Genomic DNA, 24032 nt, shown 5'->3' with positions numbered 1-24032 from the left:
GTGTTCTGTTGTTCGATGTTGCTGATGTTGTTTATGTCGCGCTGGCCGCGCGCAAGGTGTCGGCCAGTTGCGCCAGCTGCGCCTTGTCGCGTTCGAGCGCCGCCAGGCTGGCTTCAAAGCCGGCGATCTTCTGTTCCAGGCTGCCCGTGGCGTCGTGGATGCGCTGGATCGAGGCGAAGCGCAGTTTCAGCTGTTCCTTGTATTCGACGATCTGCGCTTCGAGCGGCGCCATGATGACTTTCAGCCAGGCGCTGGCGTCGTCGTTGGCGGCCGCGAAGCTGCGTCGCACGCGCGAGGCGATGGTATCGAAGAATTTCTCCATCAGCACCACGCGGCTGGTGGTAATCAGGGTCGCCGTGCCGAACTGCTTGTGATACACGGCTTCGATATCGGCGATCTCCTGGCGGTAGCGGGCCAGCGAAAACGGCATCGGCACGGCCAGCGCCAGGCCATGTTCGGTGGCGAACTTGCGGTACATCACCTGCATCATTTCCGTGATCTCGGCGGTCTTGCCTTCCGAGCGGTCCAGGTTCCGGGCGATGCGTTCGAAATACTGGCGCATGGCGTCGCGCAGGCCCGTGAAGAAACGGCTGCGCTGCATGGCGGCGCGCACGTCGTCGATATCGTCGCGCACGATGTCCATGCCCAGGCTCGTGTACAGCTCCGTCGACAGGCGCGTAAAGACGGCGCGCGTGGCTTGCAGCTTGAACAGGCTGCTGTCGAATTCCTTCTTCTCGATATCGATGCGGCGCATCATGTGCGCGATCACGCTCTGGTTCTTGCCGCGCAGGCTATGCAGCTCGTGCAGCTGCTCGGCGATGCCGCGCGCGCGCGCCGCCGCCTGTACCTGCTGCGCCGCTTGAATCGCATCGAGGTCGAACCCCAGCTGGTGCCGGATGATGTCCTTGCGCGCGGGGATCAGGCCTTCGAACAGGGCCGTTTCCAGCGCCTGCAGGCGGCTTTTTTCCAGCAGCGCCGCGTCGTGGTTGATCTTGCCCACGAGGGCCTTTTGCGCCGAGACGGGGAAGACCTGGCCCGCGTCCAGCGTCAGGAGATGTGCCACGCTGGCCTGCTGGCGTTCGATGGCCTGCGTCACCTCGGCGTCGCCGCGCAATTCATCCCACATGCTGTCGATCTTGTTGAGCACCACCAGGCGCCCGGCGCCGGCGCCGATATGGTTGCGCCATACCTCGATATCGCTGCGCGTGACGCCCGTGTCGGCCGCCAGGATGAACAGCACCGCATGCGCATTCGGGATCAGGTTCAGCGTCAGTTCCGGCTCAGTGCCGATGGCGTTCAGCCCGGGCGTGTCGAGGATTACCATGCCCTGTTTCAGCAGCGGATGGGGGAAGTTGATGATGGCGTGGCGCCACATCGAGATTTCCACCTGGCCTTCCTCGTCGAGCATGGCCGGCGCATCCGCGTCGTCGGCGTCGTACAGGCCGTAGCGCGCCGCTTCCTCGACGCCGACTTTTTTCGTCAGGCTGACCTGGCGGATGGCTTCCTGCATGTCGCCGCCCGCATCGATGTTCAGGGGCAGGACGGTCCAGGCGGCGGGCAGGTCGCGGTAGTCGCTGGTCGACAGGTTCTGCGCGCGCGTCTCGATGGGCAGCAGGCGGATCGACGGCGGCCAGGCCGCGTCGTACAGCAGCTCGGTGGGACACATGGTGGTGCGTCCCGCGCCCGAGGGCAGGATGCGCTGGCCGTAGTCGGCAAAGAAGATGGCGTTGATCAGCTCGGATTTGCCGCGCGAGAATTCCGCCACGAAGGCCACGGACAGGCGGTCATCGAGCAGGCGGGAGACACAGCGCGCCAGGCGCAGCGCGGAGGCGCCGTCGACCAGGCCCGCCGCGCTGGCGGCCTGCCGGTAAGCCTGCAAGGCGGCCAGCACGTCCTGGCGCCATGCGCTGTATTGTTCCAAGTCCCTGACCATCTGGCTCCCTTTGCGAGTGACTTACTTTTGGCAATGCACGCAGTAAAACGTGGACCGCTGGCCCTGCACGATTTGCCGGATCGGCGCGCCGCACACGCGGCATGGCTTGCCCGTGCGGTTGTACGTGAAATACGTCTGCTGGAAGTAGCCGGACTGGCCGTTTACGCCGATGAAGTCGCGCAGGGTGCTGCCGCCTTGCACGATGGCTTCGGCCAGCACGTCGCGGATCGCCTGCGCCAGTTTCTCATAGCGCGCCAGGCCGATGCGCTTGGCTGGCGTCTTCGGGTTGATCCCGGCGCGGAACAGGCTTTCGGAACAATAGATATTGCCCACGCCGACGACGATGTCGCCCGCCATCAGCACCTGCTTGATGCTGCTGCCCTTGTTGCGCGTTTTCTCGAACAGCAACTGGCCCGTGAAGCCGCCCTCCAGCGGTTCCGTGCCCAGGCCGCGCAGCAGCACGTGGCTGTCGAGCGGGCCGTCGGCCTCGTCGTGCCACAGCACGGCGCCGAAGCGGCGCGGATCCGTCATGCGCAGCACCTGGCTGGCGCCGTCCGCGTCTTCCACGACGAGGTCGAAATGGTCGTGCTTTTGCGCCTCGGTGCCAGGCGGCAGCACGCGCAGGTGGCCCGACATGCCCAGGTGGATGATCAGGGTGCCGTGGCGGAAGTGGATCAGCAGGTATTTGCCGCGCCGCCCCGTCAGGCCGATGGTCTGGCCCGACAATTGCTCGCCCAGGGCGGGAGGGAAGGGCCAGCGCAGGCCGTCGCGGCGCAGCACGACGGAGCGCACGGCGCGTCCTTCGAGATGGGGCGCGACACCGCGCCGTGTGACTTCGACTTCTGGCAATTCTGGCATAGGGCTCGGACGTATGGAAACTGGGTCAAAAACAGCTGGATTGCAGGCCGGCGGCGGGCCCGTACACCTTGCCTCACGCTGACGTATATATTTCGTTACATACGTGAAGTACGCAATGATCGGGTTGGGCGTAGAATCAAACTTTGCCGTATAGCCAGGATCAGCCTTTGAAAAACGCTTTCGCCATTGTAACCTTGTCCGCCCTGATGGCCACGCATGCCATGGCGCAGACGCCTGTCGCCCCTGCCGATGCCGCGGCCAGCCCCTCTGCGGCCGCACCCGCCGCGCCGCAGGAAGCGGGTGCCGAATCCAGCGAGGGCGCCAAGGCGGACGGCTTGCCCAAGGTCGAATTGAGCAGCGACCTGCTGTACAAGCTGACGCGCGCGGAAATGGAATTCAAGAGCGGCCAGTGGCAGGGGCCGTACGTGACCATGATGGTGGCGGCGCAGCAGACGCGCGACCCGCGCCTGGCGCGCCGCGCATCCGAAATGGCGCTGGCGGCCAAGCAGGGCGGCGAGGCGCTGGCTGCCATCCGCCTGTGGCGCGAACTGGCGCCCGAATCCGACGAGGCGACCCAGTTCTTCCTCGGTTTCGTCGTCCTGACCGACAAGATCGAGGAAGCCGAGCCGATTTTCGCCGAGCGCCTGGCCAATGCGCCGCCCGGCGCGCGCGGCGTGGCCCTGTTCCAGATGCAGCAGATCCTCTCGCGCTCGAACGACAAGCTGTATGCGTACTCGATGGTGACGCGCCTGGTGCAGCCCTACCTGGACATGTTCGAGGCGCACCTGGTGCTGGCGCAGGGCGCCCTGTCGATCGGCGAGCGTGAGCGCGCCATCGGCGAAGCGAACAAGGCGCTGGCCATCAAGCCCAATTCCGAGCTGGCCGCGCTGACCCTGGCGCAGGTGACGGGCGAGCCCGAGGCGGCAGGCAAGGTGCTGGCCGCCTTCCTGGAAAAGAATCCGGACGCGGTCGAAGTGCGCGCCGCCTATGCGCGCCTGCTGGTCGAGCAGAAGCAGCTCGAACCGGGGCGCGATCAATTCCTGCTGCTGCTGAAAAGCCAGCCCGATAACGTGGCCGCCCTGTATGCGCTCGGCATCGTGGCGTTGCAGCTGGAAGACACCAAGGGCGCCGAGCAGTACTTCAAGCGCTTCCTGGCCGTGCTCGAGAAAACCCCCGGCGACACGCGCGATCCGTTCAAGGCCCTGATGATATTGTCGCAGATTGCCGAAACGCGCGGCGACATGGCCGGCGCCATCGCCTGGCTGGACAAGGTCGACAACAGCGCCTCGGCCGGCTATGTCGATGCCCGTTTGCGCCGCGCACAACTGATCGCCCGTGGCGGCAATCTCGATGCGGCGCGCAAGGCGCTGTCGGAAATCGAAACGGACGACCCGGCAAGCCAGGCGCAGGTGCTGCTGGTCGACGCGCAATTCCTGCGCGACGCCGGCTATGTGCAAAGCGCCTATACGGTGCTGGAAAACGCCTTGCTGCGCTTCCCCGACAACCCGGAACTGCTGTACGACTATGCCCTGCTGGCCGAGCGCCTGGATAAACTGGACTTGATGGAAGCGAGCCTGCGTCGCGTGATGGCGCTGGCGCCCGACAACCAGCACGCGTATAACGCGCTCGGCTACTCGCTGGCCGAACGCGGCATCCGCTTGTCGGAAGCCCACGCCCTGATCGAAAAGGCCTTGCAGATGGCGCCAGGCGACCCGTTCATCATGGACAGCATGGGCTGGGTACAGTTCCGCATGGGCAACCTGGCCGCGGCGGAAAACGCGCTGCGCCGCGCCTACGCCGTGCGCAGCGATCCGGAAATCGCCGTCCACCTGGGCGAAGTGCTGTGGCAGAAGGGCGAGAAGGACGAGGCACAGAAGCTGTGGCGCGAGGCGCAAGGCAAGGATCCGAAGAACGATGCGCTGAAAAGCACCCTGGCGCGCCTGAATGTCAGCTTGTGATCGAATCGATTAACTCAACTATCAAACCAGCGCCATGGCGCTGGTTTTTCCTTGTGCCCATGCCAAAAAATCTCCTTGCGCTCTCCGCTCTCTGCCTGGCCCTGTCGGCCTGCTCGACCCTGACCTCGCCCTTCTCGTCCGGCGCCGCGCCATCGGGCAAGGCTGTCGCGCCTTACCGCGAGCAGGTGGAGCTGACGGGCCGTTTGAACGTCGTGTACCAGAAGGAGGACAAGCCTGAATCGGCCACCGTCAATTTCAACTGGCAGCAGACGGCGCAGCGCACGGACGTGACTCTGTACTCGCCCGTGGGCAGCACCCTGGCCACCATCGCCGTCACGCCGCACGAGGCCGTGCTGACGCAGAGCGGCAAGGCGCCGCGCCGCGCGCCCGACGTCGATGCCCTGAGCGCGCAGATGCTGGGCTGGTCCCTGCCCGTATCGGGCTTGCGCGACTGGCTGCAGGGCTATGCCGTGGGCGCCGACGGCAAGCGCTTCGTCGCTTCGCCGGCCAACGACAGCGTGACGACCAAGGATGGCTGGCGCCTGCGCTATGTGTCGTGGCAGGAAGTAGGGCAAAATGCGTCCGACAATGCACCGGGCAGCTTGCCCCAACCGCGGCGTATCGATGCCGAACGCAATGCCAGCGCCCAGGCCGACGCCGTGTCGCTGCGCATCGTGCTCGATCCCGCTCCCTCCGCACCCGCACCATGACACTGACGACCCTGAACAATTGCCCGGCCCCGGCCAAGCTGAACTTATTTCTGCACGTCAACGGCCGCCGCGCCGACGGCTACCACCTGCTGCAGACGGTGTTCCAGTTGCTCGACCATGGCGACACCCTGCATTTCGCGCTGCGCGACGATACGGCGATACGCCGCGTGACGGCGCTGGCCGGCGTGCCGGAAGAGCAGGACCTGATCATCCGTGCCGCGCAGCTGCTGCAGGCGGAAGTGCTGCGCCGCACGGGCGCCTTGCCGCGCGGCGTAGACATCGCCATCGACAAGGTGCTGCCCATGGGCGGCGGCCTTGGCGGCGGCTCGTCCGATGCGGCCACGGCCCTGATGGCGCTGAACCGCCTGTGGCAGGCGGGATTGACGCGCGAGGAATTGATGGCGCTGGGCTTGCCGCTGGGCGCCGATATCCCGTTTTTCATCTTTGGCGAGAACGCGTTTGCCGAAGGCGTGGGGGAGGCCTTGCAGCCCGTCGCCACGCCCGAATGCTGGTATGTGGTGATCGAGCCGGGCGTGCAAGTGCCCACCGCGGCAATTTTTTGCGCGGAAGGCTTGACGAGGAATACCGAAGCCGTCACAATAGCGGACTTTTCCAGGCACCTCGCAGAAGGAAACGATGCGGGCGGGTTCGGTAAAAATGATTTACAGCAAGTGGCATGCAGTCTTTTCAAGCCGGTAGCAGATGCGGTAGAATGGCTGGGTGCTTACGGTGAGGCCAGGATGACTGGTTCCGGTGCTTGTGTATTTAGTGCGTTTTCCAGTGCGGAAGAAGCAGATGCGGTGCTCAGCAATGTGCCACCGGTCTGGGTAGCCTGGAAGGCAAAAGCGCTAAATCGTCACCCGATGCTCACGGTGTTGTGAATTAAAGTAAACAGCAAAAAAAGATTTTGCTTAGCGTCAAATAGTCGGTATAATACTGGCCAACATGACGGCAAGCAGTCAGTTGCGTAGGGGAATCGCCAAGCTGGTTAAGGCACTGGATTTTGATTCCAGCATGCGAAGGTTCGAATCCTTCTTCCCCTGCCACCCATTTCACCGTAGTCTGTCGATGCGAAGTTAGCGTCCAGTACGGGAAAAAGCAGATATGTCGCCACGCGGCATATTCTAAACAATGACTGACCGGGCCTATGCCCGGTTAGTGCTTTTCAAGACTTCTATATCACCTCTTGGGACTCCCATGGCTTACGAAAACCTGATGGTTTTTACCGGCAACGCGAATCCAGCGTTAGCAGAGGGGGTCGCAAAAAACCTCGGCATCCCTCTCGGTAAAGCAAACGTTTCGAAATTCTCTGACGGCGAAGTAATGGTCGAGATTAACGAAAACGTGCGCGGCAAGGATGTTTTTGTTTTGCAATCCACCTGTGCTCCAACCAACGACAGCTTGATGGAAATCATGCTGATGGTTGATGCCTTGAAACGTGCTTCCGCTGGCCGCATCACCGCCGCGATTCCCTACTTCGGCTACGCCCGCCAAGACCGCCGTCCACGCTCCGCGCGTGTGGCGATTTCGGCCAAGGTGGTGGCGAACATGCTGGAAGAAGCCGGTGTCGAGCGCGTCCTGATCATGGATCTGCACGCCGACCAAATCCAAGGTTTCTTCGATATTCCTGTCGATAACATCTACGCTTCGCCAATTTTGCTGGGCGACCTGCAAAAGAAAAACTACCAGGATCTGCTGGTCGTGTCGCCGGACGTCGGCGGTGTGGTACGTGCGCGCGCCCTGGCAAAACGCCTGGGCTGCGACCTGGCCATCATCGACAAGCGTCGTCCAAAAGCGAACGTGTCCGAAGTGATGAACATCATCGGTGAAGTCGAAGGCCGCAACTGCGTGATCATGGATGACATGGTCGACACGGCAGGCACCCTGACCAAGGCTGCCGAAGTGCTCAAAGAGCGCGGCGCGAAAAAAGTCGTGGCGTATTGCACGCACGCGGTGCTGTCCGGCCCGGCGATCGACCGTATTTCGGCTTCGCCACTCGATGAGCTGGTCGTGACCGACACGATTCCCCTGTCCGAAGCGGCCCTGGCCTGCGGCAAGATCCGTCAATTGACGTGCGCGCCGCTGCTGGCCGAGACGTTCAAGCGCATCATCAAGGGTGATTCGGTTATTTCCCTCTTTATCGATTAATTCGGTAAACAGAAACAGACGTAATGCCTGCGGCGCGACCGGCTTTTTGCCTGTTGCGCCGCAGTGTTTTAGTTTTCGGGGCGCATATGCGCCCATTTTCGAGGATTCCTGGTCGCGGGAGTCTTCATAACACAAGGCGCAAGCCTTGTTCTTCTTGGAGTTTCACATGAAAGTTATCGCATTTAAACGCGAATTGCAAGGTTCCGGAGCGAGCCGCCGCCTGCGCATTTCCGGCCAAACCCCTGGTATCGTCTACGGTGGCGCTGAAGCCCCGGTGCTGATCTCGCTGGATCACAACGCCCTGTACCACGCGTTGAAAAAAGAAGTTTTCCACTCGTCCATCCTGGACCTGGAAATCGACGGCGTTTCCCAGCAAGTTCTGTTGCGCGACTTCCAAGTCCACGCATACAAACAACTGGTTCTGCACGCTGACTTCCAGCGCGTTGACGCTAAGCAAGCTATCCACGTGAAAGTTGCTCTGCACTTCATCAACGCTGACGTTTCCCCAGCAGTCAAACTGCATGGCGCGACCATCAGCCACGTTGCCAACGAAATCGAAGTTTCGTGCCTGCCAGGCCAACTGCCAGAATTCATCAACGTTGACCTGTCGAACATCGACGTCGGTCACTCGCTGCACGTCGGCGACCTGGTCCTGCCAGCTGGCGTGACCGCTGTCACCCACGGCGCCAACCTGACCATCGCTACCGCTTCGGTACCGGCTGGCCACGTTGCTGCTGAAGCCGCTGCTGCTGAAGTTGTTGCTGACAAGAAGTAATTCTGCCGCCGCAGTCATGCGGTAGTCGCAAGGAAAAACCCGCCTGGTTCGTCCCGGCGGGTTTTTTTCCGCCCGTTTTCACCGATAATACGTTTTTACACTGCAGACACAGCCATGCCCATACGCCTGATCGTCGGCCTCGGCAATCCGGGACCCGAATACGAACAAACCCGCCACAATGCCGGCTTCTGGCTGGTGGACAACCTTGCCAACAGCTTGCCCGGCACGCGCTTGCAGCGCGATTCGCGCTACAACGCCATGCTGGCGAAAACGTCGATTGGCGGCAACGAAGTCTGGCTGCTCGAACCGCTGACTTTCATGAACCGCTCGGGCCAGTCCGTGGGCGCGCTGGCGCGTTTCTTCAAGATTGCCGCCGATGAAGTGCTGGTGGTGCATGATGAACTCGACCTGATGCCGGGCATCGCGCGCCTGAAGAAGGGCGGCTCGGCCGGCGGCCACAATGGCTTGAAGGACATCACGGCCGCGCTGGGCACGCAGGATTACTGGCGCTTGCGCCTCGGCATCGGCCATCCGCGCACCCTGAGCCTGCAGCAGCAGGTGGCCGATTTCGTGCTGCACCGTCCGCGCCGCGAAGACCAGGAACTGATCGAGCAAGCCATCGAGAAGTCCCTGCAAGTCATGCCGCTGATTGTCGACGGCAAGTTCGAGGCGGCGACGATGAAGCTGCATACGGCCTGATGACAACACGATGCGCCTGCATAGGCGTCGTTTGGCCATCATCAGGCTTTTGAAGCGCGCGTGACACGGGTACAATTGACCCCTTGAAATGCAGCATACGCACTATCCCCGGAAAATGGTGAGCAATCGCCCCGTTTCCCTAACAGCACGGCAAGCACGCCGATAGACGGCGCCATGTGCTTTGATTATTAAAGGTTTTCCATGAGTCTCCAATGCGGTATCGTCGGCTTGCCGAACGTCGGCAAGTCCACCCTGTTCAATGCACTGACGAAAGCCGGCATTCCGGCTGAAAACTATCCGTTCTGCACCATCGAGCCGAACGTCGGCGTCGTCGAAGTGCCGGATCCACGCATGGATGCGCTGGCCGCGATCGTCAAGCCGGAACGCATGGTCAACGCCATCGTGGAATTCGTCGACATCGCCGGCCTGGTGGCCGGTGCATCGAAGGGCGAGGGCCTGGGCAACCAGTTCCTGTCGCATATCCGCGAAACGGACGCCATCGTCAACGTCGTGCGCTGCTTCGAAGATGACAACGTCATCCACGTGGCCGGCAAGATCAACCCGCTCGACGACATCGAAGTCATCCAGACCGAACTGGCGCTGGCCGACATGGGCACCGTGGAAAAAGCCATCCACCGCGAAAACAAGAAAGCCCGTTCGGGCGACAAGGACGCGGCCAAGCTGCTGGCCATCATGGAACGCATGATGCCTTACCTGAACGACGCCAAACCGGTGCGCGCGATGGGCCTGGACGCCGACGAAATGGAGCTGATCAAGCCTTTGTGCCTGATCACGGCCAAGCCGGCCATGTTCGTGGCCAACGTGTCCGACACGGGTTTCACCAACAACCCGCTGCTGGACCAGCTGACGGCCTATGCGCAATCGCAAAACGCGCCTATCGTCGCCATCTGCGCGGCACTGGAAGCGGAAATCGCCGACCTCGACGATGCCGACAAGGGCGCTTTCCTGGCCGACATGGGCATGGAAGAGCCAGGCCTGGACCGCCTGATCCGCGCCGGCTACAAGCTGCTGGGCCTGCAAACCTACTTCACGGCAGGCGTGAAGGAAGTGCGCGCCTGGACCATCCCCGTCGGCGCCACGGCGCCACAGGCAGCCGGCGTGATCCACACCGACTTCGAACGCGGCTTCATCCGCGCGCAAACCATCGCCTATGACGACTTCATCGCCTACAAGGGCGAAGCGGGCGCAAAGGAAGCGGGCAAGATGCGCGCCGAGGGCAAGGAATACGTGGTCAAGGATGGCGACGTGCTGAACTTCCTGTTCAACGTCTAATTCCCGACGCTGGCCCCCTGCCTGGGCATGGGGCGTCAATGAACCCTGCAAATCCCTGGTTTGCAGGGTTTTTTATCGCCTGCTGATGGGGCGCCGATGGCTTGCGGATTGACGTGCCCGCAGTCGCCCGGTTGCGGCGGCCTTGTGCTTCCGTATATAATGAGAATAATTCTCATTTATAATTCGATGCGCCATCATACGGTGGCCATGGCAACAGGAAGGGTATCGTGGGCACCGCCGAGTTAGCGCTTCAGCAACAAGTCAGCAGTCTGTACACCGACCACCATAGCTGGCTGCGCGGCTTGCTGCGCCGCAAGCTGGGCAATGCCTTCGATGCGGCCGACCTGGCGCACGATGTCTACCTGCACCTGATGAAGACGGGGCGCGTGCCGCCGGCCGGGGAATCGCGCCGTCACCTGACGCAGATCGCCAACGGCATGGTGATCGACCTGTACCGGCGCCGCCAGATCGAGGCGGCCTACCTGGAAGTACTGGCCCTCGTGCCCGAGGCGCTGGCGCCGTCCGAGGAAGAGCGCGCGCTGGTGCTCGAGGCGCTGACGGAAATCGACGCCGTGCTGCAGCAGCTGCCTGCGAAGGCGCGCAAGGCTTTGCTGCTGTGCAAGCTGGACGGCATGAGCTACCGCGACATCGCCGCCGAACTCCAGGTGTCCGTCTCGTCCGTCGAAAAATACATCGCCGCCGGCTTGCTGGCCTGCTACCAGGCCTTGCACGGCCCGGGACACTGAACCCGCATGGCCATGCCGCTGCCCGACAGCCGTACTGGCGACGATGGCGCCATCATCGATGCCGCCATCGTCCAGCGGGCGGCCGAGTGGATGGCCCGCCTGTGGTCCGATGACGCCAGCAACGCGGACCAGGTCGCATGTGCCCGCTGGCGCGCCGCCCACCCGCATCATGACCTTGCCTGGCGCCGCCTGCAGGCGTTCGAGGGCAAGCTGCACGGCGTGCCGCGCGACGCGGCCAGGCATGCGCTGCATGCGCCGGCGCCCGCCGCCCACCTGAACCGCCGCCGCGCCCTGAAACTGCTGGCGCTGATCCTGCCAGTGGGCGGCATGGCGTACGCGCTGCGCGGCACGGACAGCTGGCAAGTCGCCACGGCCGGCCACAGCACGGCCACCGGCGAGATCCGCGAGATGATCCTGCCCGACGGCACGCGCGTGATGCTGGCCTCGGCATCCGCCATCGACGTGCGTTTCGACGCCAGCGAGCGCCTGCTGCTCTTGCGGGCCGGCGAAATCCTCGTCACGACGGCGCACGATGCGGCGCAGCGGCCTTTCCGCGTGCAAAGCCGCCACGGCACCGTGCGGGCGCTGGGCACGCGTTTTACCTTGCGGCAAGAAGAGCACGTGTCGATGGTCGCCGTGTTCGAGGGCGCCGTCGAGGTGCGCCTCGCGCATGCGCCCGACCGCCCCGTGCGTATCGACATGGGGCAGGGCGCCGTCTTCTCGGCCGACATCGTGCAGTCTGCGGCGCCCGTCTCCGCCAGCGCCGCGGCCTGGGCGCGCGGCATGCTGGTGGCCGACGACATGCGCCTCGATGCCCTGATCGCCGAACTGGCCCGCTACCGCCCCGGCCTGCTGCGCTGCGATCCGGCCGTGGCCGCACTGAAGGTCAACGGCGTCTTCCCGCTGCGCGACACGGACCGCGCCCTGCACAACCTGGCGCTGGCCTTGCCCATCCAGATCCTGGCGCGCACGCGCTACTGGGTAACCGTGCAGGCCGCATCCTGAGGTTTTTTGCATGGGATGCGGCGCCCGATTGAGGGTTTGGCATTCTCGTTCGGGATATAGGGTGAGAGCCACTCTTTTCTTTTGAAACCATGCCTGTCCTTTTTTCATGAGCACCCATGACGCGGCCCCGGCCGCACCCAAACAAGCCGGCCCGATCCGCCGGATATTGAGCCCCATACGCGGGCGCCTGATCGTCGCGGCCGTGCTGGCCGGCGTGGGCAGCATGCTCACGCTGGTGCCGCTGGCCGGCATCGCGCACCTGGCAAGAATGGCCCTGGTCCCTGCGGACGCGCTGTCGGCAGCCGACATCTGGCCCACCATCCTCGCCAGCGTCGCTTGCCTGTTCGCCGGCATGGCGCTGCTCGCGCTGGGCGAACTGGCCGCGCACCTGGCCGACAACCGCATCACCCACCATCTGCGCCTGCAAGCCATGCAGCGCCTGGGGCAAGTACCGCTGGGCTGGTTCACCAGCCGGGCATCGGGCGAGGTCAAGCAGGCGATGCAGGACGACATCAACACCCTGCACAGCCTCACCGCGCATTTTTATACGACGACGGGGCGCGCCGTGGGCGCCATCCTGATTTCGCTGCTCTACCTGTTTGCCATGGACTGGCGCATGGCCATCATCGCCATCCTGCCCTTTCCCGGCTTTTTCCTGTTCTTCGGCAAGGCCATGAAGGCCAGCGCAGGCAATATGGAGCAATTCGTCGCCGGCATGGGGCGCATCAACAATGCGGTGGTGGAGTTCGTCAACGGCATTCCCGTGGTCAAGGCGTTTGGTGCCACGGGCCGCGCGCACGGCAGCTACCGCGCGGCCGTCGATGGGTTTGCGGACGCTTTTGCCGCCTTCACGCGACCGCTGGTGGGCTCGATGGCCAACGCCAACGCCCTGATCGCACCCGTGGCCGTGCTGGGCGTGGTGGTGATCGCCGGCACCGTATTCGTGGTGCTGGGCTGGATGGCGCCCGTCGACGTGCTGCCGTTCGCCCTCGTGGCGCCGGGCATGTCCGCGCCGATGCTGCTGCTGCACTATCTGACGCACGACCTCAACAACGCCACCGGCGCCGCCCAGCGCGTGCTGGCCTTGCTCGAGACGCCCGTGCTGGCGCAGCCTGCGCCCGACGAGCAGCAGCTGCCAGCTGGCACGGAAATTTGCGTGGAAGGCGTCAGCTATGCCTACGATGGACACAACAAGGTGCTGTCGGACATCCGTTTTACCTTGCAGCCCGGCACGGTCACAGCCATCGTCGGCGCTTCCGGGTCCGGTAAATCGACCCTGGCGCGGCTGCTGCTGCGCTTTTTCGATCCGACGCAAGGGCGCATCACCCTGGGCGGCGTCGACCTGCGGCACATCGCCACGTCCGAACTGTACCGGCGCATCGGCTTCGTGCTGCAGGAAGTGCGCCTCATCCACGCCAGCGTGCGCGAGAACATCGCGCTGGGCCGGCCGGCGGCCAGCGGGCACGAGGTGGAGCAAGCGGCGCGCCTGGCGAACATCCATGAGCGCATCCTGGCCTTGCCGCGCGGCTACGACTCGGTGATCGGCGAAGACGCGCAATTGTCGGGCGGCGAGCTGCAGCGCGTGAGCATCGCCCGCGCCGTGCTGCTCGATCCGGCCGTGCTGGTGCTCGACGAAGCCACGGCGGCGGCCGATGCCGAAAACGAGGTGGCGATCCAGGATGCGCTGTCGCGCTTTGCCCGCGGCCGCACCTTGCTGGTGATCGCGCACCGGCTCGACACCATCATGCACGCCGACCACATCATCGTCGTCGAACATGGCGCCATCGTCGAGCAGGGCAGCCATGCCGCCTTGCTCGCCGACCAGGGGCGCTACGCGCAACTGTGGGCGCTGGGCGGCTATCAGGAATTCCAGGAAGAGGCGCACCCGTCATGCTGAAGACTTTTATTCAATTGCTGGGCGATGATGCGCCCGTCTTCCGCCGCTATGCGTGGATGGCGCTTGCCTATGGCCTGCTCAGCGGGCTCACCGTCACGGCGCTGGTGCTGGCCCTGGGCCAGCTGCTGGCCGGCGATACGGGGGGCGCGGCGCTGTGGCTGCTCGTGCTGCTGGCCGGGCTGGCGGCTTGCTGGGCCTGGCGGCGCCAGGTGGAAAGGGCAGGCGTGCGCGTCGGCGTGACGGTCTTGCGGGGCGCACGCCAGCGCCTCGGCGACCACGTGGCGCGCCTGCCTGTCGGCTGGTTCACGCCGGAAAACACGGCGCGTCTCGGCCATGTCATCACGCAAGGCATGATGAATGTGGCCCAGCTGCCAGCGCACGTGCTGACGCCGCTGATCTGCGGTGCCGTCACGCCCGTGGTGCTGATCGCCGCGCTGTTCGTGCTGCACTGGCAGCTGGGCCTGATCGCCCTGTTGGCGCTGCCCATCCTGGCCGGCACCTTGCGGCTTACCGCGCATATGGGGCAGCGCGCCGACGACGCCTACCACCAGCATTTTGCCCAGACCAGCCAGCGCCTGATTGAGTTTGCGCAAGCGCAGTCCGTGTTGCGCGCCTTCAATGGCGACGGCAGCGGCGAGGGCGGCGGCACGCGCTTCCTGCAGCAAGCCATCGACGAGCAGCGCGCCTCGGGTACGCGGCTCATTTACCTGTCGTCACTGTCGGCCGTGCTCAACGCGTGGGCCGTGCAAGCCATCTTCGCCGCCTTGCTGGTCGCCGCCGCGCTGTGGCTGAACAGCCTGCTGGGCGGTGCAGTCGACGCGAAGGATGCCATTGCCGTCATCGTGGCGTTGCTGCTGGTGGTGCGCCTTGTCGATCCGCTGCAGGAAGTGGCCAGCTATGGCGAAGTGCTGCGCGGCGCGCGCGGCCAGCTCGATGCGGCGCGCGCCATTCTCGCCGTGCAGCCGCTGCCGGAAGCGGCCGCGCCGCAAGCGCCGCGCGATGGCGCGGTCGAGCTGCGCGACGTGGCTTTCCGCTATGCACAGGATCAGCCCGACGTATTGACGGGCATCAATCTGCATATTGCGCCGGGCAGCATGACGGCGCTGATCGGCGCTTCCGGTTCCGGCAAGACCACCCTGGTGCGGCTGATCGCGCGCTTCTTCGACGTCAGCCAGGGCGCGCTGCTGGTGGGCGGCGTCGATGTGCGTGCCATGTCCAGCGAGCAATTGGCAGGCCAGATCAGCCAGATTTTCCAGGACAGTTATCTGTTCCAGGGCAGCATCGGCGACAACATCCGCATCGGCAAGCCGGACGCCAGCGATGCGCAAGTGCTGGAGGCGGCGCGCCAGGCAGGGGTGGCCGAGATCATCGCGCGCTTGCCGCAGGGGCTCGCTACGCCTGTGGGCGAGGGGGGCGCGCGCCTGTCCGGGGGCGAGCGCCAGCGTATCGCGATTGCCCGCGCGCTGGTCAAGGATGCACCGATTTTGCTCGTCGACGAAGCGACGGCCGCGCTTGACGCGGAAAACCAGGCCGCCGTCGCCGAAGCGCTGGCGCGGCTGCGCGGCAAGCGCACCGTGATCGTCATCGCGCACCAGTTGTCGACGGTGGCCATGGCCGACCAGATCGTCGTGCTCGATGGCGGCACGCTCCGCGAGCAGGGCGCGCCGGACATCCTGCGCGAGCAGAACGGCCTGTATGCGCATTTCCTGGCCCAGCGCCAGGCGGCCAAGGGCTGGCGCATCGCCGCGCCCGCGCGCCAGCCTGGAACGGAGTCCGGCATTTGACACGCGCGCGTCTGCTTTTCCTGTTCTTCCTGCTGTGCTGTGCTTCGCTGCTGGTGGGCGCGCGGGACATTGCCTGGACGCAGCTGTTTGCGCTGTCCGACGCGCTGTCCGGCGATGCCTGGCTGACCCTGACGGCCAGCCGCTTGCCCCGTCTGGCGGCGCTGGTGCTGACAGGCGTGGGCCTGTCCGTCTGCGGCGTCATCCTGCAGCACATCGTGCGCAACAAATTCGTCGAACCGGCCACGTCGGGCGGCCTCGATGCGGCCAAGCTGGGCATCCTCGTGTCGCTGACGGCCGCGCCCGCGGCGGGCACGGCCGGCAAGATGGCGTTCGCGCTGGTGTTCTGCCTTGCCGCCAGCCTCGTGTATGTGGCCCTGATCCGCCGCATCCGCTTCAAGAACACGATACTCGTGCCCGTCATCGGCCTCGTGTATGGCGGCGTGCTCAGCGCCGTGGCCGAGTTTTATGCCTACCGCAACAATATCCTGCAAAGCATGCAGGGCTGGCTGCTTGGCGATTTTTCCCGGATCGTCCAGGGCAACTATGAAATCATCTACCTGGTCCTGCCCATCGTCGCCCTCACATACCTGTACGCGCAGCGCTTTACCGTGCTGGGCATGGGCGAGGGCATGGCTACCAGCCTGGGCTTGAACCATGGCGCCACGGTGGCGCTGGGCCTGGTGCTGGTGGCCGTCACGGTGGCGGCCACGGTGATCACGGTGGGGGCGATCCCGTTCGTCGGCCTGGCCATTCCCAATCTGGTGGCGCTGCGCTACGGCGACAACCTGGCGCGCACCCTGCCCATCGTGGCGCTGGGCGGCGCCGCGCTGCTGCTGGCCTGCGACATCGCGGGGCGATTGCTGATCTACCCGTTCGAAGTGCCGATCGGCCTGACGGCGGGCGGCGTGGGCGGCGTGCTGTTCCTCGTGCTGATCATCCGGGGGCGGCGATGAAGCGCGTGCTCAAGCGGCAGGCGCTCTGGCTGGCCGTTGCCGCGCTGGCGCTGGCTTTCCTCTTCCTCGGCGCGAATCTGGACTTCGCTTACATCATCCCGAAACGGCTGGCGCGGCTGGCCGCCATCGCCATCGGCGGCGTCTGCGTGGCTGTCTCGTCCATCGTGTTCCAGACCATCGCCGGCAACCGTATCCTGACGCCGGCCGTCATGGGCTATGAGGCCGTGTATGTGCTGCTGCAGTCGCTGCTGGTTCTCGCGATGGGCATGCACAGCGTGCTGCTGCTGGGGCAGGACGGCAATTTCATGTTGTCCATCGCCCTGATGCTCGCCTATTCCTGGGCCATCCACTATTGGCTGTTTCGTGATGGCAAGAACAATGTGTATTTCCTGTTGCTGCTGGGGTTTGTCCTGACCATGGTGCTCGGCACGTTTACCCAGTTCATCCAGCTGCGCATCAGTCCCGGTGAATTTGCCATTTTGCAAGGTTTCAGCCAGGCATCGTTCAACAGGGCGCAGCCCGGGCAACTGCTGGCATCGGCGCTGCTCGTGGGCGCCGCCTGCCTGGTGGCCTTCAGGACCTTGCCGGCGCTCGACGTGCTGGCGCTGGGGCGCGAGCAGGCGATCTCGCTCGGCGTCGATTACCGGCGCATGGTGCGGCTGCAGCTGGCGCTGATCGCCGTGCTCGTGGCGGTGTCGACCAGCCTGCTGGGGCCGACGGCCTTCATGGGCATCTTCGTGGCGAACACGACGTATGCGCTGGCCCGCACGGCGCGCCACCGCGTCACCTTGCCGCTGGGATGCGCCATCGCCATCGCCATCTTCTTGCTCGCCCAGCTGCTGGTCGAGCACGTTTTCAATTACCGGACCACCGTCGGCATCCTCGTCAACCTGGTGTGTGGCGCGTATTTCCTTGCGCTCATGGTCCGCACCCGAGGCACAGCATGATCCACGTCAAACATATCGCCAAAACCTATGGCGCCAAAAGCGTGCTGGCCAACGTCAGCGCGCAGTTCCCCAAGGGACAGGTGACGTCCCTGATCGGTCCCAACGGTGCCGGCAAGACCACCTTGCTGATGCTCATCGCGCGCCTGCTGGAGCCGAGCAGCGGCGATATCACGATCGGCGGGCGCAGCATCGCGCACATCAAGGTCAAGGACTATGCGCGGCAAGTGGCCACCCTGCGCCAGGCGCCCGATTTCAACCTGCGCCTGACGGTGGAGGAGCTGGTCGCCTTCGGCCGCTTTCCCTACAGCCGTGGCGCGCTGACGGCGCAGGACCGGCAAGCCATCGACGAGGCCATCGCATTCCTGTCGCTCGACAATTTACGCCTGGCGTATGTCGATGAACTGAGCGGCGGCCAGCGCCAGATGGCTTTCCTGGCCATGACGATAGCCCAGCAGACCGATATCTTGCTGCTCGACGAGCCGCTCAACAATCTGGACATGAAACACGCCGTGCAGATCATGCGCGCGCTGCGCCGCCTGTGCGACGAACACGGGCGCACCGTGATCCTGGTGATTCACGACATCAATTTCGCCGCCAACTATTCGGACCACATCGTCGCCATGCAGGGCGGCAGCGTACGCTTTTCCGGTCCCGCGCACGAGGTCGTGACCGGGGAGCGCTTGCGGGCGCTGTACGACATCGATTTCGACATCGTGCGCAATGAACGCGGCTGCGTCTGCAATTACTTTACCCCCACAGGAGCTTGATATGATCTGGAACCAACCTTTCTGCGCGCTTGCCGTGCTGCTCACCGCCGTGGCCGCCTTGCAGGGCTGCGCCGACAAGACGGCGAGCACGCCGCCGGCGCCTGCCGCTTCCGCCGCGCAGCAAGCGTTTACTCCCATCACGATCGAACACAAGCTGGGCGCGACCGTGATACCCCACCGTCCGCACCGTGTGGCCGTGCTCGACATGAACGAGGTCGATTTCCTCGACCAGCTGGGCGTGCCCGTGGCCGGCATGGTGAAGGACTACGTGCCGCATTTCCTCACGCGCTACAAGGACGACGCGGGCATCCGCGACCTGGGCGCCATCGTGCAGCCCAACCTCGAGCATCTGCATGCGCTGCAGCCAGACCTGGTGCTGATGACGTCGATCCAGGCCAACCACTACAAGGAGCTGAGCCAGATCGCCCCCACCCTGCACTTCGACGTGGACTTCCAGAATAGCCAGGGCAAGCACATTGACGTCGTCAAGGAGCATCTGCTGACGCTGGGACGCATCTTCGGCAAGGAAGACGTGGCCCGCCAGAAAGCCGCCGAGCTCGATGCGAAGGTGGCCGCGGTGCGCCAGGTGACGCAGGAACGTCCCGAGAAGGCCCTGATCGTGATGCACAACAACGGCGCCTTCAGCGCGTTTGGCGTGCAGTCGCGCTACGGCTTCGTCTTCGACGCGCTGGGCGTGAAGCCGGCCAGCACGGCCGTCGAGGCGGGCTTGCACGGCCAGCCGATATCCAGCGAATTCATCCAGCAAGCCAATCCCGACATCCTTTACGTGGTGGACCGCACGGCCGTGATGGAGCGCCGTCCCGTCATGACGGCCGAGCAGATGGCCAATCCGCTGTTGCGCCAGACCAATGCCTGGAAGAACGGCCGCGTCGTCTTCGTCGATGCCGATGCCTGGTACATCACGGCGGCCAGCGTGACGTCGCTGAAACTGCTGATCGACGATGTGCTCAAGGGCTATCAATGATAGAGACTATTTTTTCGTAATGAGTCGTATTTGCATTGAGGGTTTTGCCTTTTCGTTCGGGAGATAGGGTGAGAACAAGCAATCATTCCATCTGAAAAGGACTTTTCATGTCAACACGCATGGCGACACGCCACCTCCCATCACCGAGCCAGGCTGTCGCGCGCCATCCTGCTTTGACCCTGAGCCGCATCGCGGGCGCCGTGCAACTGGTACTGATGACGGGCCTGGGCGTCGCTGCGCTGGGCATGGCGGCGCCGCCGGCGTTCGCGCAAGCGGCGCCAGCGCGGCAAGCGTTCAGCGTGCCGCCCGGTTCGCTGGGCCTGGCGCTCAACACCTTCGCGGCGGAGGCGGGCGTGGAGCTGACGGTGGATGCGGCGCTGCTGCAAGGCAAGAGCAGCGCGGGACTGTCGGGCAGCTACGGCGTGGCCGAGGGTTTTTACGCCTTGCTGCGCGGCCACGGCTTGCAGGCCGTGCGCGAAGGTAATGGCAGCTACACGGTGCGCCGCGAGAGCCTGCAGGCGCAGGGCGCGGCGGCCGAGGCGGCGGCAACTATGCCGGCCGTGACGGTCTGGGGCAAAGGCAACAGCGTGACCGATGCCTACGCGGGCGGACAGGTGGCGTCCGGCGGCCGCGTTGGATTTCTGGGCGACAAGGATTTCATGGAAACGCCGTTCAACACCATCAGCTATACGGATAAATTCATCGAAGACCGCCAGGCCCGCGACATCACCGACGTGATCTCGGCCACGGATCCCACCGTTTTCAGCAGCGGCATGACGGGCATCATCGGCGAAAATTACTCGATTCGCGGTTTCAGTTCCGGCACCAGCGATGTCGCGTTTGGCGGCCTGTTCGGCATCTCGCCCGTGTACCGCACGTCGCCCGAAATGTTCGAGCGCATCGAAGTGCTGAAAGGGCCATCGGCCTTGCTCAATGGCATGCCACCGGGCGGCTCGGTGGGCGGCAGCATCAACCTCGTGCCCAAGCGCGCGGGCGAGGCGCCGCTGGCCCGCGTGACGGCGTCGTACATGTCCGATGCGCAGTGGGGCGGCCATATTGATCTGGGAAATCGTTTTGGCGAGCATAAACAATTCGGCATCCGCGTCAATGGCGTCTACCGCGATGGCGACGGCGCCATCGACCACCAGAAAAAGAAGACCCAGCTCGCCTCCGTGGGGCTCGACTGGCGTGGCGACGGCGCGCGTCTTTCCGCCGACCTCTACAGCAGCGAAGACCGCGCGCGGGGCTTGAACCGGGGTGTCAACCTGGCCGCCGGCTTGCCCGTGCCGCGTCCGCCGAAAGCGGAGACCTTGCTCAATCCCAGCTGGGCCTTCTATGACACGAAGGACAAGGGCGCGATGCTGCGCGGCGAGTATGACGTCAACGAACACGTGATGGCGTATGCGGCCATCGGCGCCAGCAAGGCCGACTACCAGTCGACGGGCGCCTACCTGATCCAGGTATTCAATACGGCCGGCGACTACCGCACCAACCTGGCCGACCTGGGGTTCAACCTGGAAAAACAGTCGGCGGAAGCGGGCGTCAAGGGTAAGTTCCGCACGGGAGGCGTTGGCCACCAATGGGCGGCGAACGCCACGTATTACCACCATACGGACAAGCAGTTCGGCCGCCGCAATGTGCTGGACAAGGACTGGATCACGAATATCTATCATCCCGTCTGGGGTCCGGCCACGCGCTTTGACGCACCGCAAATATCGAAGACGACATTGCGCCTGGCCAGCTATGGCCTCGTCGATACGCTGTCGTTTGCGCAGGATCAAGTGCAGCTGACGGTGGGCTTGCGGCGCCAGGAAGTGCTCAACGACAGTTTCAACGTGAAGTCGGGTGCGCGCACTTCGCGCTATGACGCGGCCGCCACGACGCCGGCCGCCGCCCTGCTGGTCAAGGCTGCCAGGAATCTGTCGCTGTACGCCAATTACATCGAAGGCTTGAGCCAGGGGGCGACAGCGCCCATGACGGCGGCCAACGCGGGGGAGGTCTTTGCGCCATACAAGTCCAGGCAGATGGAGGCTGGCGTCAAGCTCGACCTGGGAGAATTCGCCCATACGCTGAGCGTGTATGAAATCAAGCGGCCCAGCAGCTATGTCGACCCCGTCAGCAATGTCTTTTCATTTGGCGGCGAGCAGCGCAACCGCGGCATCGACTGGGGCTTCTTCGGTTCGCCCGTGCGCGACGTGCGCCTGATGGGCGGCGTCGCGTACGTGGATCCAACCCTGGCGAGGACAAATAACGGCGTCAATCAGGGCAAGCAGGCGGCCGGCGTGCCCAGGCTGCAGGCCAAGCTGGGCGTGGAATGGGATGCGCCACCCGTGCCGGGCCTGACCCTGACGGCGAACGCGACGTCGGCGTCGAAGCAATACATCAACGAGGACAATTCCCTGTCGGTACCGGGCCGTACCGTGTATGACCTGGGTGCGCGCTACGCCACCCGCGCGGCGGGCCGGCCCCTGACCTTGCGCGCCAGCGTCAGCAACGTGGGCAACAAGGCGTACTGGGCGCTGCCGCAATGGACCAGCCTGGGCCTGGGCGCGCCGCGTACCTTCATGCTGTCGGGGACGATGGACTTTTAATACGTTTCCAGCGCTTCGCTGCGCGTGCCGCTGGCCTTGTCGGCAATGGCCAGCTGGCAGCGGTTGTCGATGACCTTGGCGTCGAAGCGGTAGCGGGCGCCGGGCTGGAAATGCATGCGGAACATGTGGATCGAGGTTTCATTGCCGCCCGTGGCCAGGGTTGTATTGCTCAGGCAACGCACGACGAGGCGGTGCTGACCGCCGTCGAGCGCGATTTCGGGCGCCTCGCTGGCCAGCTTGCTTTTATCGATCAGCAAGATATCGGCATGGCAGACGCCGGGCGTGAGCAAGCCGCAAAAACTCAGCGGCGACTGGTAAGCCTCGATGATGGCGGGCGTGCCGGGGCCGTGCGGCCCGGCATACGGCGGCATGCTGCGGCACGCGGGCAACAGCGCGGCAAGCAGGGTAATGGGAATGAGTTTGCTGGCGGCCATGGACAATGTGCTGGCGCGCGGCGGATGCCACGCAAGCCAGACTTGCCATTATCTATAATTTTTTCTTGGATGCAATATTTTTTGTCTGCGCCGATTAGTCATCGGCGCCGCGCGCTGGACTGCCCGAGCGGCGCCACGTCCACAGCAGGCCGATGCCGGCCGAGGTGCCGCTATTCTGGCGCAGCAGCGGACTGGCGCGGTTGGCGGCGCCCGTGTACGTATCGTAGCGAACAAAGGCAAGGGCGCGCCAGTCCGGGTGCAGCCGGTACGAACCGCCCAGGCCCAGGCGGGTGAGCATCAGCCCGCTTTTGGCCGCGTATGCAGGGCGTTGATCAGTGGCAAATGCGGGGCTGACGCCATAAAAATAGTCGTTGATGGCGGCATTGCCCAGCACGGCGCCGGCGCTGGCGTCCAGCTGCCACGCCTGGTCATCGCCTTGCAGCGCGTACACGAGGCGCGGTTCGAAGGTGGCGCCCTGGCGGCGCAGGCCGCCGCGCGCTTCGATGACGGCGCGCAAGGGCAGCTCCAGGCCCAGGCGGCTATTGCGGGTCGGTTCGGCCAGCTTGACCTTCAGGCGCGGGCCAAATTCCACCAGCGTGCCGAGGTCCGGCATGCCGCGCCGGGCCGGCACGTCGCTGGAGCGGGCCGGCAAGGACAGCGCGAAACCGATATCGAAGTCGAGTCGGTCCGTATCGAACAGGCGCGCGCCCACGCCGGAGCGGTCGGCGCGCAACACTTTCCCGCGATAAATCAGATAGGGCAGGGCCAGCGTGCGCGTCGAGCGCTCGCTGGCGCCGGGATAGGCGGGCGTGACGGCCGTGCCGCCAAACACGCCCGCTTCCCACAGGGGCAGGGCGGGTTCGGCGGCATACGCCGGCGCCAGCGCGGCGCAGAGAACGGATGTTGCCAGCAACGTGCGTGCGATGTGCATCGACCAACTCCCATGCAGTGCGGCTAGGGCGGCGTGCCGCAAGGCTGGCCGACAGGCAGCGATTCCAGGTCGGCAAACGCGCCCAGCGCCCACGATTGATGCCAGCCCAGTTCGTTGCGCACGGCCAGCGCTTCCGCCGTCTTGCCCTGGCGTTCATACAGGTCGATCAGTGCCTTGTAGCTGAGGGCACTCGATTGCGTGCTGCGTTTCGCCAGCGCGATGGCATTGCGAAAATGAAATTCGGCCGCGTCGTAGCGGCAGGCGGCGCTGGCGGCGCGTCCCGCCTGGTGATGCAGCCGCGCCTGCCACGCGAGGTCGCCCCGGCCCAGTTCGACATTGTCCACGGCCGCCGCGTAGCTGCGCATGGCTTGCGCCCAGTCGCCCTGGCTGGCCGCTGCGCGTCCGAACTGTTCCTGCTGCGCCGCCATGCGCAGTTCCACCTGCGTGGAGCAGGCGGCAAGCGTGGCCAGGAGCAGGGCGGGAACAAGGCGGCGTCGCATGGTCAGGAGCGGGAGTGTGTGGACATGGCGCCACTGTAGCGCATGGGCGGGCGCGCACGTTTGCGCGGCTTGGATGAATTGGGGATTTGTCCGGGCAGCGATGACATATAATTTGCAC

General features: G+C 64.6%; 21 protein-coding genes and 1 tRNA gene. 17 read left to right on the top strand and 5 right to left on the bottom strand.

Translation table 11 applies throughout. From position 1 onward, the window contains the following. Positions 1–31: 31 nt before the first annotated feature. Together AC1RDJ_RS08220 and mutM are read right to left on the bottom strand one after the other, a co-directional pair. On the bottom strand, positions 32–1933 hold the full coding sequence (locus tag AC1RDJ_RS08220; RefSeq protein WP_493027192.1) for a dynamin family protein: 1902 nt from the start codon (positions 1931–1933) through the stop codon (positions 32–34). A gap of 21 nt (positions 1934–1954) precedes the next feature. Next, a complete protein-coding gene (gene mutM, locus AC1RDJ_RS08215) occupies positions 1955–2791 on the bottom strand; it encodes a bifunctional DNA-formamidopyrimidine glycosylase/DNA-(apurinic or apyrimidinic site) lyase (protein WP_289887538.1) in 837 nt (278 codons plus the stop codon). Between the two features lie 167 nt (positions 2792–2958). Here mutM and AC1RDJ_RS08210 point away from each other — a divergent pair, with 167 nt between their 5' ends. The 17 genes from AC1RDJ_RS08210 (at position 2959) to AC1RDJ_RS08130 (ending at position 22049) form a co-directional block, all read left to right on the top strand. After that, positions 2959–4749, top strand: a complete 1791-nt coding sequence (locus tag AC1RDJ_RS08210) for a tetratricopeptide repeat protein (RefSeq protein ID WP_493027191.1) — start codon at positions 2959–2961, stop codon at positions 4747–4749. Between the two features lie 59 nt (positions 4750–4808). Continuing rightward, positions 4809–5459, top strand: coding sequence for an outer membrane lipoprotein LolB (locus AC1RDJ_RS08205; RefSeq protein WP_071325630.1), 651 nt, complete (start codon positions 4809–4811; stop codon positions 5457–5459). Beyond that, the gene (ispE, locus tag AC1RDJ_RS08200; protein ID WP_071325629.1) at positions 5456–6340 is read left to right on the top strand and encodes a 4-(cytidine 5'-diphospho)-2-C-methyl-D-erythritol kinase; all 885 of its coding nucleotides are present in this window, start codon (positions 5456–5458) and stop codon (positions 6338–6340) included. The genes AC1RDJ_RS08205 and ispE overlap by 4 nt, the downstream gene beginning before the upstream one ends. An 88-nt stretch (positions 6341–6428) precedes the next feature. Then, positions 6429–6505: transfer RNA gene (locus tag AC1RDJ_RS08195), tRNA-Gln, on the top strand. A 151-nt stretch (positions 6506–6656) separates the two neighbouring features. Further along, positions 6657–7607, top strand: coding sequence for a ribose-phosphate pyrophosphokinase (locus tag AC1RDJ_RS08190; protein ID WP_034753270.1), 951 nt, complete (start codon positions 6657–6659; stop codon positions 7605–7607). A 166-nt stretch (positions 7608–7773) separates the two neighbouring features. Further along, complete coding sequence (locus tag AC1RDJ_RS08185; RefSeq protein ID WP_034753273.1) at positions 7774–8382, top strand: 50S ribosomal protein L25/general stress protein Ctc; 609 nt, start codon at positions 7774–7776, stop codon at positions 8380–8382. Positions 8383–8496: 114 nt separating this feature from the next. Beyond that, on the top strand, positions 8497–9081 hold the full coding sequence (gene pth, locus AC1RDJ_RS08180) for an aminoacyl-tRNA hydrolase (protein ID WP_071325627.1): 585 nt from the start codon (positions 8497–8499) through the stop codon (positions 9079–9081). A 201-nt stretch (positions 9082–9282) separates the two neighbouring features. Then, positions 9283–10374 carry a redox-regulated ATPase YchF gene (gene ychF, locus AC1RDJ_RS08175; RefSeq protein ID WP_071325626.1) on the top strand — a complete coding sequence of 364 codons (1092 nt, stop codon included), beginning with the start codon at positions 9283–9285 and terminating at the stop codon, positions 10372–10374. Between the two features lie 227 nt (positions 10375–10601). Beyond that, positions 10602–11120, top strand: a complete 519-nt coding sequence (locus AC1RDJ_RS08170) for a sigma-70 family RNA polymerase sigma factor (RefSeq protein WP_071325625.1) — start codon at positions 10602–10604, stop codon at positions 11118–11120. A gap of 6 nt (positions 11121–11126) precedes the next feature. Beyond that, the gene (locus AC1RDJ_RS08165) at positions 11127–12125 is read left to right on the top strand and encodes a FecR domain-containing protein (RefSeq protein ID WP_493027190.1); all 999 of its coding nucleotides are present in this window, start codon (positions 11127–11129) and stop codon (positions 12123–12125) included. A gap of 106 nt (positions 12126–12231) precedes the next feature. Then, positions 12232–14022: an ABC transporter ATP-binding protein gene (locus AC1RDJ_RS08160; protein WP_493027189.1), complete on the top strand. Its 1791-nt coding sequence runs from the start codon at positions 12232–12234 to the stop codon at positions 14020–14022. Next, positions 14016–15806 carry an ABC transporter ATP-binding protein gene (locus AC1RDJ_RS08155; RefSeq protein WP_493027188.1) on the top strand — a complete coding sequence of 597 codons (1791 nt, stop codon included), beginning with the start codon at positions 14016–14018 and terminating at the stop codon, positions 15804–15806. The genes AC1RDJ_RS08160 and AC1RDJ_RS08155 overlap by 7 nt, the downstream gene beginning before the upstream one ends. Next, positions 15803–16759, top strand: coding sequence for an ABC transporter permease (locus AC1RDJ_RS08150; RefSeq protein ID WP_493027187.1), 957 nt, complete (start codon positions 15803–15805; stop codon positions 16757–16759). The genes AC1RDJ_RS08155 and AC1RDJ_RS08150 overlap by 4 nt, the downstream gene beginning before the upstream one ends. Next, positions 16756–17706, top strand: coding sequence for an iron chelate uptake ABC transporter family permease subunit (locus AC1RDJ_RS08145; RefSeq protein ID WP_493027186.1), 951 nt, complete (start codon positions 16756–16758; stop codon positions 17704–17706). Before AC1RDJ_RS08150 ends, AC1RDJ_RS08145 begins: the two co-directional genes overlap by 4 nt. Beyond that, on the top strand, positions 17703–18473 hold the full coding sequence (locus AC1RDJ_RS08140; RefSeq protein WP_071325620.1) for an iron ABC transporter ATP-binding protein: 771 nt from the start codon (positions 17703–17705) through the stop codon (positions 18471–18473). Before AC1RDJ_RS08145 ends, AC1RDJ_RS08140 begins: the two co-directional genes overlap by 4 nt. A 1-nt stretch (position 18474) precedes the next feature. Continuing rightward, positions 18475–19458 carry a siderophore ABC transporter substrate-binding protein gene (locus AC1RDJ_RS08135; RefSeq protein WP_493027185.1) on the top strand — a complete coding sequence of 328 codons (984 nt, stop codon included), beginning with the start codon at positions 18475–18477 and terminating at the stop codon, positions 19456–19458. Positions 19459–19577: 119 nt separating this feature from the next. After that, on the top strand, positions 19578–22049 hold the full coding sequence (locus tag AC1RDJ_RS08130) for a TonB-dependent siderophore receptor (protein WP_493027406.1): 2472 nt from the start codon (positions 19578–19580) through the stop codon (positions 22047–22049). On the opposite strand, the gene AC1RDJ_RS08125 is transcribed toward AC1RDJ_RS08130, so the two are convergent. The 3 genes from AC1RDJ_RS08125 to AC1RDJ_RS08115 form a co-directional block, all read right to left on the bottom strand. Continuing rightward, complete coding sequence (locus AC1RDJ_RS08125) at positions 22046–22483, bottom strand: hypothetical protein (RefSeq protein WP_071325617.1); 438 nt, start codon at positions 22481–22483, stop codon at positions 22046–22048. The genes AC1RDJ_RS08130 and AC1RDJ_RS08125 overlap by 4 nt on opposite strands. A gap of 94 nt (positions 22484–22577) precedes the next feature. Continuing rightward, a complete protein-coding gene (locus AC1RDJ_RS08120; protein WP_493027184.1) occupies positions 22578–23414 on the bottom strand; it encodes a MipA/OmpV family protein in 837 nt (278 codons plus the stop codon). A gap of 23 nt (positions 23415–23437) precedes the next feature. Next, a complete protein-coding gene (locus tag AC1RDJ_RS08115; protein ID WP_156894973.1) occupies positions 23438–23914 on the bottom strand; it encodes a hypothetical protein in 477 nt (158 codons plus the stop codon). Positions 23915–24032 lie beyond the last annotated feature (118 nt).

This window comes from Janthinobacterium sp. GW822-FHT07H10, from assembly GCF_058798675.1.
Note: the sequence above shows the minus strand (reverse complement) of the source record. Positions and strands in the feature narration are given on the sequence as shown.